The sequence below is a fragment of the Actinoplanes sp. NBC_00393 genome, assembly GCF_036053395.1.
Lineage (GTDB): Bacteria > Actinomycetota > Actinomycetes > Mycobacteriales > Micromonosporaceae > Actinoplanes.
The window spans coordinates 10,592,236-10,608,208 of sequence record NZ_CP107942.1 but is presented as its reverse complement, the minus strand read 5'-3'; the positions used below and the strand labels follow the sequence as shown (position 1 = coordinate 10,608,208).

General features: G+C 71.9%; 13 protein-coding genes. 6 read left to right on the top strand and 7 right to left on the bottom strand.

Annotation, left to right across the window (positions count from 1 at the left end; translation table 11 throughout):
- Nucleotides 1-66 precede the first annotated feature (66 nt).
- Nucleotides 67-369 (bottom strand): hypothetical protein, encoded by a 303-nt coding sequence (locus OHA21_RS49200; RefSeq protein WP_328467501.1) that lies wholly within the window; start codon nt 367-369, stop codon nt 67-69.
- A gap of 118 nt (nt 370-487) precedes the next feature.
- On the bottom strand, nt 488-3,124 hold the full coding sequence (locus OHA21_RS49195; protein WP_328467499.1) for an MGH1-like glycoside hydrolase domain-containing protein: 2,637 nt from the start codon (nt 3,122-3,124) through the stop codon (nt 488-490).
- A 90-nt stretch (nt 3,125-3,214) separates the two neighbouring features.
- On the opposite strand from OHA21_RS49195, the gene OHA21_RS49190 reads away from it, so the two are divergent.
- Together OHA21_RS49190 and OHA21_RS49185 are read left to right on the top strand one after the other, a co-directional pair.
- Nucleotides 3,215-5,098: an amylo-alpha-1,6-glucosidase gene (locus OHA21_RS49190; RefSeq protein ID WP_328479029.1), complete on the top strand. Its 1,884-nt coding sequence runs from the start codon at nt 3,215-3,217 to the stop codon at nt 5,096-5,098.
- 57 nt (nt 5,099-5,155) lie between these two features.
- A complete protein-coding gene (locus OHA21_RS49185) occupies nt 5,156-6,643 on the top strand; it encodes a GGDEF domain-containing protein (RefSeq protein ID WP_328467497.1) in 1,488 nt (495 codons plus the stop codon).
- An 87-nt stretch (nt 6,644-6,730) separates the two neighbouring features.
- Here the strand turns inward: OHA21_RS49185 and OHA21_RS49180 are convergent, their stop codons facing one another.
- Nucleotides 6,731-7,405: a response regulator transcription factor gene (locus OHA21_RS49180; RefSeq protein ID WP_328467495.1), complete on the bottom strand. Its 675-nt coding sequence runs from the start codon at nt 7,403-7,405 to the stop codon at nt 6,731-6,733.
- The gene (locus OHA21_RS49175; RefSeq protein ID WP_328467493.1) at nt 7,402-8,775 is read right to left on the bottom strand and encodes a sensor histidine kinase; all 1,374 of its coding nucleotides are present in this window, start codon (nt 8,773-8,775) and stop codon (nt 7,402-7,404) included. Before OHA21_RS49175 ends, OHA21_RS49180 begins: the two co-directional genes overlap by 4 nt.
- Before the next feature lie 222 nt (nt 8,776-8,997).
- Here OHA21_RS49175 and OHA21_RS49170 point away from each other — a divergent pair, with 222 nt between their 5' ends.
- Nucleotides 8,998-9,432, top strand: a complete 435-nt coding sequence (locus OHA21_RS49170) for a DUF1707 domain-containing protein (RefSeq protein WP_328467491.1) — start codon at nt 8,998-9,000, stop codon at nt 9,430-9,432.
- Between the two features lie 101 nt (nt 9,433-9,533).
- A complete protein-coding gene (locus OHA21_RS49165) occupies nt 9,534-10,355 on the top strand; it encodes a metal-dependent hydrolase (RefSeq protein ID WP_328467489.1) in 822 nt (273 codons plus the stop codon).
- Nucleotides 10,356-10,547: 192 nt separating this feature from the next.
- Here the strand turns inward: OHA21_RS49165 and OHA21_RS49160 are convergent, their stop codons facing one another.
- On the bottom strand, nt 10,548-11,117 hold the full coding sequence (locus OHA21_RS49160; RefSeq protein ID WP_328467487.1) for a TetR/AcrR family transcriptional regulator: 570 nt from the start codon (nt 11,115-11,117) through the stop codon (nt 10,548-10,550).
- 74 nt (nt 11,118-11,191) lie between these two features.
- Between OHA21_RS49160 and OHA21_RS49155 the strand changes: the two genes are divergently transcribed.
- Nucleotides 11,192-12,712: a carboxylesterase/lipase family protein gene (locus OHA21_RS49155; protein WP_328467485.1), complete on the top strand. Its 1,521-nt coding sequence runs from the start codon at nt 11,192-11,194 to the stop codon at nt 12,710-12,712.
- Nucleotides 12,713-12,752: 40 nt separating this feature from the next.
- Here the strand turns inward: OHA21_RS49155 and OHA21_RS49150 are convergent, their stop codons facing one another.
- Nucleotides 12,753-13,952: an NAD(P)/FAD-dependent oxidoreductase gene (locus OHA21_RS49150; protein ID WP_328467483.1), complete on the bottom strand. Its 1,200-nt coding sequence runs from the start codon at nt 13,950-13,952 to the stop codon at nt 12,753-12,755.
- A gap of 44 nt (nt 13,953-13,996) precedes the next feature.
- A complete protein-coding gene (locus tag OHA21_RS49145; protein WP_328467481.1) occupies nt 13,997-14,419 on the bottom strand; it encodes a winged helix-turn-helix transcriptional regulator in 423 nt (140 codons plus the stop codon).
- A 79-nt stretch (nt 14,420-14,498) separates the two neighbouring features.
- Between OHA21_RS49145 and OHA21_RS49140 the strand changes: the two genes are divergently transcribed.
- Entirely contained in the window at nt 14,499-15,428 is a 930-nt protein-coding gene (locus tag OHA21_RS49140) for an NADP-dependent oxidoreductase (RefSeq protein WP_328467479.1), read from the top strand.
- Nucleotides 15,429-15,973 lie beyond the last annotated feature (545 nt).

Here is a 15,973-nt window from a genome sequence, read left to right as displayed (position 1 = left end):
GCCGGGTTCCGGGCCACTGTCACTGGTCCGGAACCCGTCGAATGCTAGCGGCCTAGGCCAAATTGATCAGACCCAGGCGATGTACGCCGACTCGATTCCCTGCGAGCAGGAACCGTTGGTCTTGCGGTACTCGTACGACGTGCCGAACGCGTTCGAGTAGATGTTGAACGGCGACCAGTCGCACTCCGCCTTGATCCGCACCTGGCGGCCGGTGTGCTTGCACCGCGCCTCGGCCTGCTTGCCGCTGCTGATGGTGCGCGGCCCGTACTCACAGTAGTAGTCGGCGGCCGAGGCCGGCGACGCGACCGCCAGCACACCCGCCGCCGCGAAACCCAGCGCGGCGGTGGCGACGAATCCCTTTGCCCTCATGTGTCAACTCCCTGTTTCGAGAAGTGCAACGACTTGCTGGGCCAGTCTCACTGTCCAACGTGCACTCACACCATCGGCGCTTACGCCATGGCGGGATCGAAACAGGTTTATGGTTAAATCATTCTCGGCGACGCCGCCGGTCATTGTGCAGATCGAATACCAGATCGATCACCAGAGCGGTCCAGCCGGTCTGATGCCAGGCGCCGAGGCCCGCGCCGTTGTCGCCGTGGAAATACTCCGGAAAGGCGACCAGATCCTTCCAGTCCGGGTGGGTCTGGAACAGTTCGGTGGCGCCGTAGATCGGGCGCCGGCCGTCCTCGCCCGGCACGAAGAGGTTGATCAGGCGGCGGGACAGGTCGTCGGCGATCTCGGTCAAGTTCGCCTTGCGCTGCGCGCCGGTCGGGTACTCCGCCTTCAGGTCCTCGCCGTAGAACTCGGCGAACTCGCGCAGCGCCTGGACGAGCAGGAAGTTGACCGGCATCCAGACCGGGCCGCGCCAGTTCGAGTTGCCGCCGAACAGGCCGCTGGTGCTCTCCGCGGGCTCGTAGCCGACGGTGAAGTCGGAGCCGCCCAGCGAGACGGTGAACGGCTTCTCCAGATGCGCTCGGGACAGGGTGCGTAGCCCGTACGGAGAAAGGAATTCCTCCGGGTCCAGCAGCCTGGCCAGGATGCGCAGCAGCTGATCCTGGCCCACCATCGACAGCAGGCGCTGTTGGCGCCGGTCGGCGCCGCCCAGGCGCCGGGCGCTGATCACATCACCGAACTCACCCTGATGGTGCAGCATCCAGCGAACCCGTGAATTGATCTCCGGGAGCCGGTTGAGGGTCTCCGAGGTGAGCCGGGTGGTGGCCGCGAGGGGCAGCAGTCCGACGATCGAGCGGGCCTTCAGCGGCACCTTGTGGCCGTCCGGCAGGCGCAGCACGTCGTAGAAGAAGCTGTCCTCGTCGTCCCAGAGCCCCTGCCGGTACGCCGCCTCCGCGATGTACGTGAAGTGCTCGAAGAACTTCGTGGCCATGTCCTCGTAGGTGCGGTCGTGCAGGGCCAGGATGATCGCCATGTCGAGCAGGTTCAGCGCGTACATGGCCATCCAGCCGGTGCCGTCGGACTGCTCGAGCACCCCGGCGACCGGCAGGGCCGCGGACCGGTCGAACGGGCCGACGTTGTCCAGCCCGAGGAAGCCGCCCTCGAAGACGTTGTTGCCGCCGACGTCCTTGCGGTTCACCCACCAGGTGAAGTTGAGCAGCAGCTTGTGCATGACCCGGGACAGGAAGTCGTAGTCGCGCGACCCGTCGATCTCGAAGACCCGCAGCGCGGCCCAGGCGTGCACCGGCGGGTTCACGTCGCTGAACGACCACTCGTACGCCGGGATCTGCCCGTTGGGGTGCATGTACCACTCGCGCAGCAGCAGGACCAGCTGCGCCTTGGCGAAACCGGGGTCGACACGGGCGATGCTGACGCAGTGGAACGCCAGGTCCCACGCGGCGTACCAGGGGTACTCCCACGGGTCCGGCATGCTGATCACGTCGAAGCTGTTCATGTGGCGCCAGCCGTTGTTGCGGCCCCAGCGCCGGCCCGGCGGCGGCGGCGAGTTGCCCGGGTCGCCGACCAGCCACTGCTTCACGTCGAAGTGGTAGAACTGCTTGCCCCACATCAGCCCGGCGATCGCCTGCCGGGCCACCGAGACCTCCTCGGCCGAGGCCGCCGACGGGATCACGTCGGCGAAGAACTCGTCGGCCTCGGCCAGCCGGTCCCGCATCACCGCGGACCAGCCCGCGCCCAGATCGGCCTGCGGCAGCGCGGACTCGCTCTGGGTCAGGCGCAGGCGCAGCGTACGGGTCTCCCCCGCGGCCAGGGTGAGCCGGTAGTGCAGGGCCCCCTTGGTGCCGGTCCCGGCCGGGTTCACCGTCGGCGTGCCGAGGATCAGGTGGTCGTTGATCCCGTCCTTCGGGTACGGGCTGCGGCCGGGCAGACCCCACAGCCGCTGCGCGTTCGTCTCGTTGTCACAGAGCAGCGCCGGCGGGTTGCCCTGTCCCTCGAGCGTGAGGTGGCCCAGCGAGCGGTGCAGCCCGGCGAGGCGTCCCGGGCTGCCCTCGATGGTCGGCGTGTGCCGGTTCGGCAGCCCCCACGACCAGGTGTTGCGGAACCAGAGCGTGGGCAGCACGTGCAGGGTGGCGGTGTCCGGGCCCCGGTTGGAGACGGTGACCGCGATGCACACGTCGGTCGGGGACGCCTTGGCGTAGTCGACGGTGACGGCCCAGAACCGGTCCCGGTCGAAGATGCCGGTGTCGACCAGCTCGTACTCGCCCTCGTTGCGGGAGCGCTGGCCGTTGACCCGGACCAGCTGGTCGTACGGGAACTCGTCCTGCGGGTAGTGGTAGCGCCACCGCATCCACGAGTGGGTGGGCGTGGAGTCCTGGTACCACCAGTAGTCCTTGGCGTCCTCACCGTGGTTGCCGCCGTCGCCACCGAGACCGAACATCCGCTCCTTGAGGATCGGGTCCTTGCCGTTCCACAGGGCGAGCGCGAAGCAGAACGTCTGGCGGTCGTCGCAGAGGCCGGCCATGCCGTCCTCGTTCCACCGGTACGCCCGGGAGCGCGCATGATCGTGCGGGAAGTAGTCCCACGCCGTGCCGTGCTCGCTGTAGTCCTCCCGAACCGTGCCCCAGGCCCGCTCCGAGACGTACGGGCCCCACGCGCGCCACGGCTGCTCACCGGAGTCGGCCTGGGCCAGGCGTACGCGCTCTCTTTCCCCCACGACCCGATATCCCCCACAACCCGAAATTCGTCCCGGAGTCGATCACACTGAGACTGTCATGCCGCTGTGTCAAGTGAGGTCGAATCCGCAGTGTCCACGGTCCGCCCGATCACCTTCGGCCCACAGCTGTGCGCCCGCCTCACTGAGGGCGCCACCCGGGAATGGCTCCTACCCGACGGTACCGGGGGTTATGCCATGGGGACCGTGTGCGGTCTGCGTACCCGTCGCTACCACGGACTTCTCGTGGTCGCCGGGCGCACTCCGGCGGCCCGGCACCTCGCGCTCGCCGCGCTGGACGCGGTGGTCACCCTCCCGTCCGGGACCCAGGTGCGGCTCGGCGTCCATCAATGGGCGGACGGCGCGATCGCCCCGCAGGGACATCGGCAGCTGGCGAGCTTCGCGCTGATCGACGGGGTGCCGCGCTGGCGCTGGCGGATCGGCGCGACGGTGATCGAACGGGAGATCGCCATGACCGCCGGCCGGCCCGCCGTCGGGGTGGTGCACCGCCTGATCGCCGGTGGCCCCGTCACGATCGCGCTGGAAGCGCTCGGCACCTGGCGGGACGCGCACGGCGAGCGCACCGCCGGCGGTCCACCACCGGTGGTGACCAGCACGGCCGACGGGTGCGAGGTGGAGGGCGCCTACCGGATCGCCGGCCCCGGCTTCGCCGCGAGCGGCGAGTGGTACCGGGGAGTGCGATACCGCGCGGAGGCAGAACGCGGCCTCACCCCCACCGAAGATCTCTGGTACGCGGGAAGCTTCCATGCCGACCTGCCCCGCCCCGGCTCGGCCGTCGAGGTGTCGGCCTGGGCCGGTGGTGAACCGCCGCCGCCGGCAGCCCTGGCCGTGGACGCCGCCCGCACCCGCAACCGGGCCGTGGTCGCCGCCGCGTCGCCGGCCGACGAGACCCAGGCCGCGCTCGCCCTGGCCGCCGACGCCTTCGTGGTCCGCACCGCGACCGGCCCGGACGTGGTCGCCGGCTACCCCTGGTTCGGCGCCTGGTCGCGGGACACGATGATCAGCTACGAGGGGCTGTTCCTCGCCACCGGCCGCGCCGAACTGGGCCGTGAGCTGCTCCGCGGCTACGCCGGCACGCTGTCGCGCGGCATGCTGGCCAACACTGCCGACACCGGCGACGTCGAGTACAACACAGTCGACGGCACCCTCTGGTTCCTGCACGCGGTCGGCCGGCACGTGGCCGTCACCGGCGACCAGGACCTCGTGGCCGAGCTGCTGCCCGCACTGCGCGACGTCATCGACCACCACCTGGCCGGCACCCGGTACGGCATCGTCGCCGACCCGGCCGACGGGCTGCTCACCCACGGCGCCCCCGGCGAGGCACTGACCTGGATGGACGCCCGGGTCGACGGGGTGCCGGTGACCGCGCGGGCCGGCAAACCGGTCGAGGTGAACGCCCTGTGGGTCAACGGCCTGGCCACGGTCGCCTCGTTCGGGCACGCGACGGCCGAGAACGCCCACGCGGCCGCCCTGGCCGGGTTCGCCCGGCGGTTCCCGGCCCGCGACGGGCTGCTGCACGACGTGGTCGACGGCCCGGACGACTCCCTCCTGCGGCCCAACCAGTTGCTGGCCTGGTCGCTGCCGCACGCCCCGCTCAGGCCCGAGCGGCAGGCCCTGGAACGGATCGGCGCGCACCTGCTGACCCCACTCGGGCTGCGCAGCCTGGCGCCCGGCACGCCCGGCTACCGCGGGGTGCACCGGGGCGGACCGGCGGAACGCGACGGCGCGTACCACACCGGAACGGTCTGGCCCTGGCTGACCGGCCCGTACGCCGACGCCTGGCGCCGCCTCGGGGTGCCGGCCGATGACGTGCTCACCGACATCGACGGCCACCTCACCGAGCACGGGCTCGGGTCGGTCTCGGAGACCGCGTACGGCGACGCCCCGCACGACGCCACCGGCTGTCCCTTCCAGGCCTGGTCGGTGGCGGAGCACCTGCGCGTACGCCGGCTGTGACGAGGCGAACGTCGCCGCGCACCCCAATTGCAACTAGTAACCGCGACGCTACTTGATGTGAACAGGGAAACGCCGTCCGCCGGGCGGGCATGGGGCTGGTGGCTGGGCGTTCTGGCGGTCTGCATCGGCGCACGCGTGTGGCTCGACACGACCGGCAACTCGCAGCTGATCATCAGCGCGCCGTACCTCGCCGTCAGCATCGCGACGCCGTTCGTCATTCTCGCCGGCACGCTGTGGCACCGGCCCCCGCACCGGGCGGGCTGGCTTCTGCTGGCCGTGGCGCAGCTGTTCTACGCCGCCGCCGACACCCTCACGGTCCTGGACAACTACCTGTCCGGCGAGTTCCTCGAACCCACCCCGGCGGACCTGCTCTACTTCGTCTACTACCTGCTCATCGCGGCGGCCGTGCTGCTCTTCATCCGCCGGCGGGCCCCCGGGTGGGACCTGCCCAGCGCGGTCGACGCCCTCATCGTGGCGGTCAGCGCCGGACTGCTCACCTGGATCTACCTGATCGAGCCGCTCACCGCCGACTCGGAACTGCCGATGGCGGCCAAACTGACCCAGTCGGCGTACCCGGTCCTCGATCTCATGCTGTTGATCCTGGCGGTCCGCCTGATCCTCGGGCCGGGCACCCGCGGCCCCGTGCTGCGCCTGCTGCTGACCAGCCTCACGCTGATGCTGGCCGTCGACACCGTGTACGCGGTGCTCGGCGTCGTCGACGGCGGCGGCGTGAACGAGGCGTTCCTCGACGGCATGTGGATGCTCTCGCTCGGCCTGCTCGGCGCCGCGGCGCTGCACCCCGGGATCCGGCACTTCGACCAGCGAAGCAGCTCGGCGGTCCCGGACGCATCCCCGGCCCGTCTCGCCGTGCTCGCGATCGCCGTGCTCATGGCGCCCGTCGTCCAGCTCCTGCAGCACCTGCGCGACGACCCGGTGAACGTGCCACTGTGGAGCGCAGCCTGCGCGATCATGTTCCTGCTCGTGCTAGCCCGCATGTACGGCCTGGTGGCGGCACAGCGCCGGGCCGCGGTGACCGACCCGCTGACCGGACTGCACACCCGGCGCTACTTCACCGAGGCGCTCGCCGTGGAATGCCGCCGGGCCGCGCGGACCGGTCACGATCTCGGCCTGCTCGTCATCGACGTCGACCACTTCAAACCGATCAACGACACCTACGGGCACCCGGCCGGCGACCGCGTCCTGCGGGAGGTGGCCCGCCGCCTGAAGTCGGTGGCCCGCGCCGGCTCCGTGGTCGCCCGTTACGGCGGCGAGGAGTTCGTGGTGCTCGCCCCACAGGCCGACGGCGACACCCTGTACGCCTTCGCCGAACGCATGCGCCTGGCGGTCAGCGACCTGCCGGTCGACGCGGGCGAGCAGGCCCTGCTCAGCGTGACCGCATCGGTCGGCGCCGCAAGCGCACCCGGCCGAATCGCCGACCCCGAAGCATTGTTGAAGGCGGCAGACGAGGCGCTCTACGCCGCCAAGGCCGGCGGCCGCAACCGCTCGGTCGCGGCCGGGAACCGGGTCGAGCCGGCGGTGAGCTAGGCGCTTGGTCGCGGCCGGAAACCGGGTCGGGCCGGCAGTGAGCTAGGCGCTTGGTCGCGGCCGGGACCGCGTCGGGCCGGCGGTGAGCTAGGCGAGCCAGCCGGGGCGGATCAGGCCGGCCTCGTAGGCCAGCACCACCAGCTGTGCCCGATCCCGCGCGCCCAGCTTGATCATCGTCCGGCTGACGTGCGTCTTCGCCGTGGCCGGACTGATCACCAGACGGGCCGCGATCTCGTCGTTGGACAGCCCTTCGGCGACCAGCACCATCACCTCGCGCTCCCGGTCGGTGAGCTGCTCCAGCTCGCGCGGTGGCACCGGCTCGCGCCCGCGCCCGGTGCCACCGGCGAACTCGCCGATCACCCGCCGGGTCACGCTCGGCGACAGCAGCGCCTCACCGGCCGCCACCACCCGCACCGCCCGCAGCAACTCGACCGGCTCGGTGTCCTTCACCAGGAACCCGGAAGCCCCGGTGCGCAGCGCCTCGAACACGTACTCGTCCAGCTCGAACGTGGTCAGAATGACCACCCGGGTGCCGGCCAGGGCGGGGTCGGCGGCGATCCGGCGGGTGGCCTCCAGCCCGTCGACGCCCGGCATCCGAATGTCCATCAGTACGACGTCCGGGTGCTTGGCGCGCACCAGATCGACCGCCTGCAGACCGTCGGCCGCCTCACCGACCACCTCGATGCCCGGCTCCGCGCCGAGCAGCGCCCGGAAGCCGGCCCGGACCAGCGCCTGATCGTCCGCCAGCAACACCGTGATCATGCATCCCCCTCCGGCCCCGAAACCCGCACCGGCCCGCATTCCGGCTCGGCCGCCTCGCTCGCCGCCGGGCCGGCCCCCTCGCTCGCTGCCGGGCCGGCCGCCCCGCTCGCCGCCGGCAGGATCACCGAGACCAGGAAGCCGCCCTCCGGCAGCCGCCCCGCCGCGAACCGCCCACCCAGCGCCTCCACCCGCGCCCGCATCCCGGCGATCCCGCTGCCCCGCTCACCGTCCGCGGCCGGCGGCGCCCCCGCCGGATCCCCACCGTTACGCACCGACAGATGCAGCGCCGTAGGCAGATAGCCCACCGTCACCTCCGCACCCCGATCCGGCCCACCGGCATGCCGCCGCACGTTGGTCAGCGCCTCCTGCACGATCCGGTACGCCGCGCGGTCCACCTCAGCAGGCAACTCCCGCGGCTCCCCGTTGACCACGGTGCGCACCGGGATCCCGGCCCCCGCGGTCAACTCGTCCAGCCGGTTCAGCCCGAGCGCCGGCTGCCGGGGCGCCGCCTCCCCCTCGGTCCGCAACACCCCCAGCACGGCCCGCACCTCCCGCAACGCCTCCGCGCTGGCGCTCTTGATCGCGGTGAGCGCCTCCCGCGCCTGCTCCGGCCGGTTGTCCATCAGATGCAGCCCCACCCCGGCCTGCACGTTGATCAGCGACAGGTGATGCCCGAGCACGTCGTGCAGCTCCCGCGCGATCCGCAGCCGCTCCTCCGAGGCCTGCCGCCGCTCCTGCTCCTCCTCGGCCCGCGCCTGCTCGGCCCGCGCCTTCTTGATCTCGGCCAGGTGTTCGTGATGCACCTTCGACGCCATGCCGAACACCACCGAGCCGGTCAACCCGAGCGCGGCGAGCACGATCAGGCGCAGGTCCGGGCGGGTGCCCGCCGGAAGGCCGAGCTGGTCGGCGAACACCACGACCACCGACAGCCAGGCGACGAAGCCGGCCACCGCGCCGATGGCCGCGGTCCGCCACCGGCCGAGCCGGGACAGGGTGAACAGCGCGATCGCGGGCGCCGCCGCATAGGTGAAGTGCTGCGTCGCGCCGGCCGCGAACACCAGCGACGCGGCCGCGGCGACCACCAGCACGACGACCGGCGCCCGCCGCCGCCAGAACAGGGCGATCGGGCCGACCATCAGCAGGGCGTAGACGATCGGGCCCATGGTCCAGTAGACCCGGCCCTCCTCGGCCAGGTTGTGTGCCCCGACCATGTGGAACAGCGTGGCCACCAGCACCGCGCCGGGTGGCCACTCGGGCTTGGGGCGGCGCGGGAAACCGGCGTGCCGGCGCTGCCGCGCCCTCTCCCGCTGGTCGGCGCGGGCGGCGGCCATCCGCATCCCGGCGTCGAACCGGCGCTCCGGCTTTCCCATGAGCCGAACCTACGGCACCCGGCATGCTCCGGGCATCGCCGTGCGGGGGCCATTGCCGGTACCCCCACAGGGCGATCCGGCACCCCTCCCCGTACTCCCCAGGGAGTACACCGACGGCCCCGAATCTCCCCCCGGCACTCCCGCGGAATGCTCCGCCGGGGCGACGCGCGCCGACCGCGGAACCGCGACGCTGGTGGCAGACATCGACCCGAGGGGGCAGACATGAACCCGACCCAGGCACCCACCGCCCGGCTCCGCGCCTCCGACGCGGAACGCGAGCACGTCGCCGACATCCTGCGCGCCAACATGACCGAGGGCCGCCTCGACCTGGCCGAGGGCGAGGAACGGCTCGCCACCGCGTACGCCGCCCGGTTCCGCGACGAGCTGCACCCGCTCACCGCGGATCTGCCCGACGGCGGGCGGAGAGCACTCGCGCGTACCCCGCAGGCCCGCGTCGCGACACGCCGGTCGCTGCAGCGGCATGCCAGCTTCATCATGGTGATCGCCGGTGTTCTCACCGGCGTCTGGCTGCTCTCCGGCGCCGACTTCTTCTGGCCGATGATCCCGCTGGCCTTCCTGGTCATCGGCTTGATCCGGCATGCCCGCTACGGGCGGTACAAGTTGGAGTACACCGTCGGTCGCCACGGCCACATCTGATCACCGCGGCGCCCGGGTGACGAAGATGGACACGACGGTCGTTGATCTTCCCCGTTCGCTCTGCCAGAGTGGCCGAGTTTGTTCGGGGAGGGACAAGGCACATGATGGGTCCGTCGCACGCTCTCTCGGGAGCGGCCGCCTGGCTGGCCGGCAGTTGGGCGCTCGACCAGTTCGCCAACGTCAGCCAGACGCCGCTCGAGGTGGCGGTCGGCACGGCGATCTGTGCGGGTGGCGCGCTCCTGCCCGACCTGGACATGTCCGGCAAGGTGACCCGCAACCAGGGCGGCGCCACGGTCGCCCGCACGTTCGGCGTCTTCTCGCTGTTCGTCGCCGAGGTGGTGGAGAAGTTCTCGCTCGGCGTCTACACCGCCACCAAGCTCAAGCGTGACCCGCGGCGGGACAACGGGCACCGCACCTTCACCCACACCCTGCCGTTCTGCGCCCTGATCGGCTGGGGCACGACCGCCCTGGCCGCGAACTACGGCCACTGGGCGGTCGTCGGCATCGTCTTCTTCATGGCCGGCCTGGCGCTGCGCGGCCTCTTCGACGAGTGGGCGGAACGCGCCGGCTGGGTCATCGTCACCCTGGTCTCCGGCGTGATCGCCTGGTTCACGGCAGCCAACCTGCCCAGCGACCGCGGCTACCCACTCCTGGGTCTGGCGGTCGCCGTCGGCTGCTTCGTGCACATCCTCGGCGACATGATCACCAAGAACGGCGTGCCGATCCTGTGGCCGATTCCGATCAAGCGCCGCATGTGGCTGATGATCGGCATCCCGAACAGCATGGCGGTCCGGGTCGGCGGCAAGGTCGAGGTGATCGTCCTGCGCACCGCCTTCACGGTGATCTCGCTGCTCTCCATCGCCGGCCTGTTCGTCCCGGGCGTGCTGGAGCGCTTCAACCTGGACGTCTGGGCAAGCAGATAGACCCATCGGGGTACGCCTAAGCCGCCCCCGAAAGCTACACCTCCCCGAACTACCCGAGCGGCCTCAGCGCGGCTCCAGGCCGTAACGCCGCCGCCGGGCTGATGCGGTGGGCCGGCCTTCCCGCGCCGCTGGCGCAGCAGCGCCGGCGGGCTGATGCGGTGGTCGGGCCCGTTCCACGCCGGCTCTCGGCGGTCAGGTCAGCTTCGCCAGCTGGCGCAGGCCCTCCAGGATCTCCGCGGCGGTCGGGGCGTTCGCCGGGTCGCTGAGCGTCTGAACCATCACGCCGGAGATCAACGCTGTCTGGACCATGCCGAGCGTGCGGGTGCTGCGCTCGCTCACCTCGTCCTCCGGCACGCTCTGCAGGATCCCGGCCATGCCGCGCCAGCCCTGCGCGATCCCGCCGGCCAGTTGGGCGCGCAGCTCGGGCTGCCGCTGCGCCTGGAGGAACAGCTCCACAGTCGCCAGCCACAGGTCCGGATGCGCGGCGAACTGCTCGACCAGGCTCTCCCACATGCGCTCGAAACCGCGCACCGCGTCGTCGCCGGCCGCCGGGGCGAGGGCCCGGCCCAGGCTGTCGCCCCACTCGTCGAGGATCGCGAACAGCGCCTGGGTGAGCAGCGTCTCCCGGGACCCGTAGTGATAGCCGATCGCCGCCGTGCTGACCCCGGCGGCCGCGGCGATGTCGCGCACGCTCGTGCGGTCGTAACCCTTCTCCCGCAGACACTGCTTGGCCCCGTCGAGGAGGGCTTCCCGGTTTCCCACGCCCGAACCCTATCAGGAGAATTGCACGAACGTTTTGCGCGATCGTTTTGCGCGATCGTGCTACTTTCTCCGGCATGAAGAAACTCCTCTATGCCACCGCCCTCACCCTCACGACGATCGCGGCCGTCACGCTTGCCCCGGTTGCCGAGGCGACCACCGGCCCACCGATCGTCGTGACGACGCAGGGCGCGGTCCGCGGCACGGCGGGCCCGCAGGTGCACTCCTTCCAGGGCATCCCTTACGCCACCGCGGAGCGCTTCGCCGCGCCCCGCCCGGTCCCCGCCTGGACCGGCGTGCGCCCGGCGACCGCACCCGGCAAGGTGTGCGCGCAGCCGGCCGGCTATCCGATCGGCAAACCGAGCACCGACGAGGACTGCCTCGTCCTCAACGTCACCACCCCGGCCCGCACCCGCGGCAAGCTGCCGGTGATCGTCTGGATCCACGGCGGCAGCATGATGTTCGGGATGGGCGACCTCTACGGCCCGGACCGGCTCACCGCCGCCGGCGCCGTCGTGGTGTCGATGAACTACCGGCTGGGCGTCACCAGCTTCCTGACGCACCCGTCCCTGCCAGAGTCCGGCGCCCTCGCCCTGGACGACCAGCGGGCCGCGCTGCGCTGGGTGCGGGAGAACATCCGGGCGTTCGGCGGCGACCCCGGCCGGGTGACGATCATGGGCCAGTCCGGCGGCGGTTACGGGGTCTGCGGCCATCTGGCCTCACCCGCCTCCCGCGGGTTGTTCCATCGGGCGATCATCCAGAGCGCACCGTGCGGCGTCCCGGGCAACGCTTCCCGTACCCGGGCTGAAGCCCTGGCCGACAGCGCCCCGGTCATCGAGAAGGCCGGCTGCGCCGACCGCGCCGACGTCGCCGCCTGCCTGCGCAAGGTGAAGATCGCCGAGCTGCTCGCCGCGTTCGGCGCCGACCGCGAGCCGCGCCCGGTCAGCGGCACGCCCACCCTGCCCCTGCCGGTCGACGAGGCTCTGCGCACCGGCCGCTTCCACCGGGTCCCGGTCCTGATCGGCGTCAATCACGACGAGGAGAACGGCCGGATTCTCGGCCAGGAGCTCGCCACCGGCCGGCCGATGCCCGCCGAGGACTACGAGCCGGCGGTCCGCGCGGCGTACGGTTCCCGGGCCGATGCCGTGCTGGCCCGCTATCCGCTGGGCGCCTCGGCCGGCCAGACGCTCGCCGCGGTGCACACCGACGCCAACTGGGCGGTGCCCACCTTGGACTCCGCGCGTACGCTCGCCCGCTGGACCCCGACCAGGATGTACGAGTTCGCCGAGCAGAACACCCCGTGGTACGCCGGCTACCCCGCCCCGAGCTTCCCGGCCGCCGCCCAGCACATGGCCGAGCTGGCGTACCTGTTCGACCTGCCGCTCTTCGAGAAGCGAACCCCGCAGCAGGACGCCCTCGCCGACCGGCTGATCAGCACCTGGATCGAATTCGCGGCGACCGGTGAGACTGCCACCGGCGAGAGCGCCTGGCCCCGGCTGCGGGACGACGCCGACGGGTACGTCCAGTCACTGACCTCCGGCCAGTGGAAACGCGCCGACTTCGCGGAAGAGCACCACTACCGGTTCTGGAGCCGCTGAGAGGAGACCGGCCGTCCCTGGGACGGCCGGTCCATCACGGTTACGGCGCGACCAGCCGGCCCAAATTCTCCGGCGCGAAGAACTCGGCCGGCGACGTCACCCCCGAGTTGAGGCGGGCGAAGGCGTCCATCGCGTCCTGGTTGCCGATGATCGCGGAGACCAGCTGGACCATCTGCTCGTCCGGCGGTTGCAGCGAGGCGATCCCCAGCGTCATCTGGTAGACCGGCATCGCCCGGGTGTCGCGGCGCTTCTGGTAGCCGGCCAGCGCTTCCTCGTACGGCGTGGTGCCGGCCAGTGTCTCGTCGAGCGCCTGCGCCAGGTTCTCCGCGTCCAGGAAGGCGTCGGTGATGCCCTGAGCGGTGATGAAGTCCCGGTTGTAACCGGCGTCGCCGACCAGCGCCCAGCCCGGACCGTACGGCGCGCGGAAGTAGTTCGGCACCGACGTGCCGGCCAGCCGGGACTCCAGTTTCGCCCCGCGGATGCGCTCCGCGAACGCCGGCGACAGCTCGAAGGTCTTCCGGAGTGTGCCCTCGACGTCGTCGCGGTGCTCGGCCAGCTCCGCGTGCGGCCAGCCGCCGATCACCAGCGTCAGGTCGTCGTTGGTCGGGCAGACCGCCCAGCCCCGGCCGGGCCGGCTGTACGCCTCGAAGGTGTCGGTCGGCAGGTTGCTCCAGTACCCGTAGTAGCCGACGGTGAGGGGCGGGTGCTCCTCGTACACAGCGGGCTGCACGGCCTTGGCCACCACCGAGTTGCGCCCGTCCGCGCCGACCACCACGCGGGCCCGCTCCTCCACTGTGGCGCCGCCCTGGTCGCGGCCGCGGATCCCGGACACCGCGCCGTCGGAGAAGAGCACCTCGTCGACGGAGAACCCCTCCCGGACCTCGACACCGGCGGCCACGGCGGCGTCCACCAGGATCTTGTCGAGCAGGGTGCGGCGGGGCGCGTAGGCGTACGGTGACTCGGGTGTCCCCGGCGCCCCGGCCAGACTGATCGGCCCGAAGTCGAACGAGTACCGCCCCACCGGCGGGCACCCGGTCGCCGCGACCTCGTCGAGCAGACCCCACCGCTGCAGCGCGGCGGCGCCCGGCGGGTGGATGACGTGGGTGGACACCGTGTCACTGGGGAACGTGGCCCGGTCCACCAGCAGCGTCCGGTAGCCACGGCGGGCCAGCAGCATCGCGAGTGGCGCCCCGGCGCATCGCGCCCCCACCACGATGACGTCGAACCTAGGATCTGTCATGGTCTCCCTTAATTCGATCTTCCCGCCATAGTGGACGTTGCCGGTCATCGCTGTCGATCGGCCACCCGGCCGGTCATCCCGTCGTACTCGGCGCGGGCCTGGTGCACCTGCTCGATGTGCGTCTCGGCCCAGGCCTTGATCGCGCGCTGGAGCGGCAGCAGCTCCCGGCCCAGGCCGGTGAGCTCGTAGTCGGTGCGCACCGGCACCGACGGGGTCACCCGGCGGGCCACCAGCCCGTCGCGTTCCAGCTTGCGCAGCGTCTGGGTGAGCATCTTCTGGCTCGCGCCGGCCACCGTGCGCGACAGCTCGGCGTAACGCTGCGGCCCGTCGGCGAGCGCGTCGATGATCAGGGTCAGCCACTTGTCGCTGAGCGTGGCGAGCAGCTCGTGTCCCGGGCAGGCCGCCAGGTTGGCGTTGTACTGCCGGCTCTCCTCGGCCCGGCGCTGCGCCGCAGTCGTGGTCGCCATCGCGCGTACCTCCCCGTGCGTTACGCACTCCGAAGTGCGTCCTTACCGCGCCCCTGCCGCCGAACATAGCGTCGTCGCCATGAGAGCTGCCATCGTCCGCCACTTCGGCGGCCCCGAAGCGATCGAATTCGCCGACCTGCCCCTGCCGGAACCGGGCCCCGGCCAGGTCCGGATCAGGGTGGCCGCTGCCGCCGTCAACCGGATCGATCTGTCCACCCGCGACGGCAAACTCTTCCACGCCGGCCTGCTCACCCGCGCCGACAGCTACTCGCTGGGCTGGGACGTGGCCGGCGAGATCGACGCGGTCGGCCCGGCGACGGACTTCACCGTCGGGGACCGGGTCATCGGCCTGCGTGACGTGCTCTCCGCCCCGGGCACCTACGCCGAGCACGTGGTTCTGGACGTGGCGGCGGTCGCGCCGGCTCCGGTCACGGCGTCGGCGGCCGAAGCCGCCACCCTGCCGATGGCCGGGCTCACCGCGGATCGGTCCCTCGCCCTCGCCGGGCTGCGCCGCGGCGAAACCCTGCTGGTCACCGGCGCGGCGGGCAGCGTCGGCGGTGCGCTTCTCCAGCTGGCGGCACTGCGCGGCATCCGTACGGTGGCAGTGGCCGGCCCGGACGACCGCAAGATCGTGGAATCGCTCGGCGCCACCTGGTTCGTCCCCCGCACCGACCGGCTCGGCGCCGCGGTCCGCGCGGTCGTCCCCGGTGGAGTGGATGCCGTGGTCGACGCCGCGGTGACCGGGGTCGCCGCCCACGAGGCGCTGCGCGGCGGCGGCGTCTTCGTCGCGCTGGTCGCCCCGTTCGCCCCACCGCCGTTGCGCGGCACGCGGGTGGTCGTCCAGGAGGTGTACGCCGACGGCGCCCGGCTGACCGAGCTGTCCGCCCTGGTCGACGCGGGCCGCCTGACGTTGCGGGTGGCAGGAACCCTGCCGCTGACGTCGGCCGCCGAAGCACACACCCGCGCGGCCGCCGGCGGCCTCCGGGGCCGGCTGGTACTGGTCCCCTGACCCATCCCGCCCCATAGACCGCCCAGCCCACGACACATCCCACCAGGCGCGCCGGAGGCGCACTCGGCCCACACTCTCAGCCGCACCCGTCCCGGCTCCGCCGTGCCTCCGTCTCGAGCCACAGCCCGTCCTGACCGCTGACCGCTGACACTTCAGCGCTGCCGGCCCGCTGCTACGGACCAGCGCTGGAAGCACTCCTCACCCCTGCCGGCCCGCTGTTACGGATCGGCGGCTCGAAGCAGTCCTCACCCCTGCCGGCCCGCTGTTACGGATCGGCGGATCGAAGCAGTCCTCGAAAACGCAGCACACCCGCAGCGGGTGTATCCACATCCGTTGCGGGTGTGCCGGCAAATCGGAGTACCGGCTCCGACGAGAGTTATCCACAGGCAGGCCCACGGGCCGTCGCCAGACCTCCTCCTTCCGGCACCATGCTCGGCAAAGCCGGAGCAGGAGGCAGCGGCCCTGGACGCGGCGGCGAAGAGGCTGGGCTGTGGATGGGCGACGGATCGAAGGCGAGGGTGACGAGTGGCGGGGAAAGAGGCCGG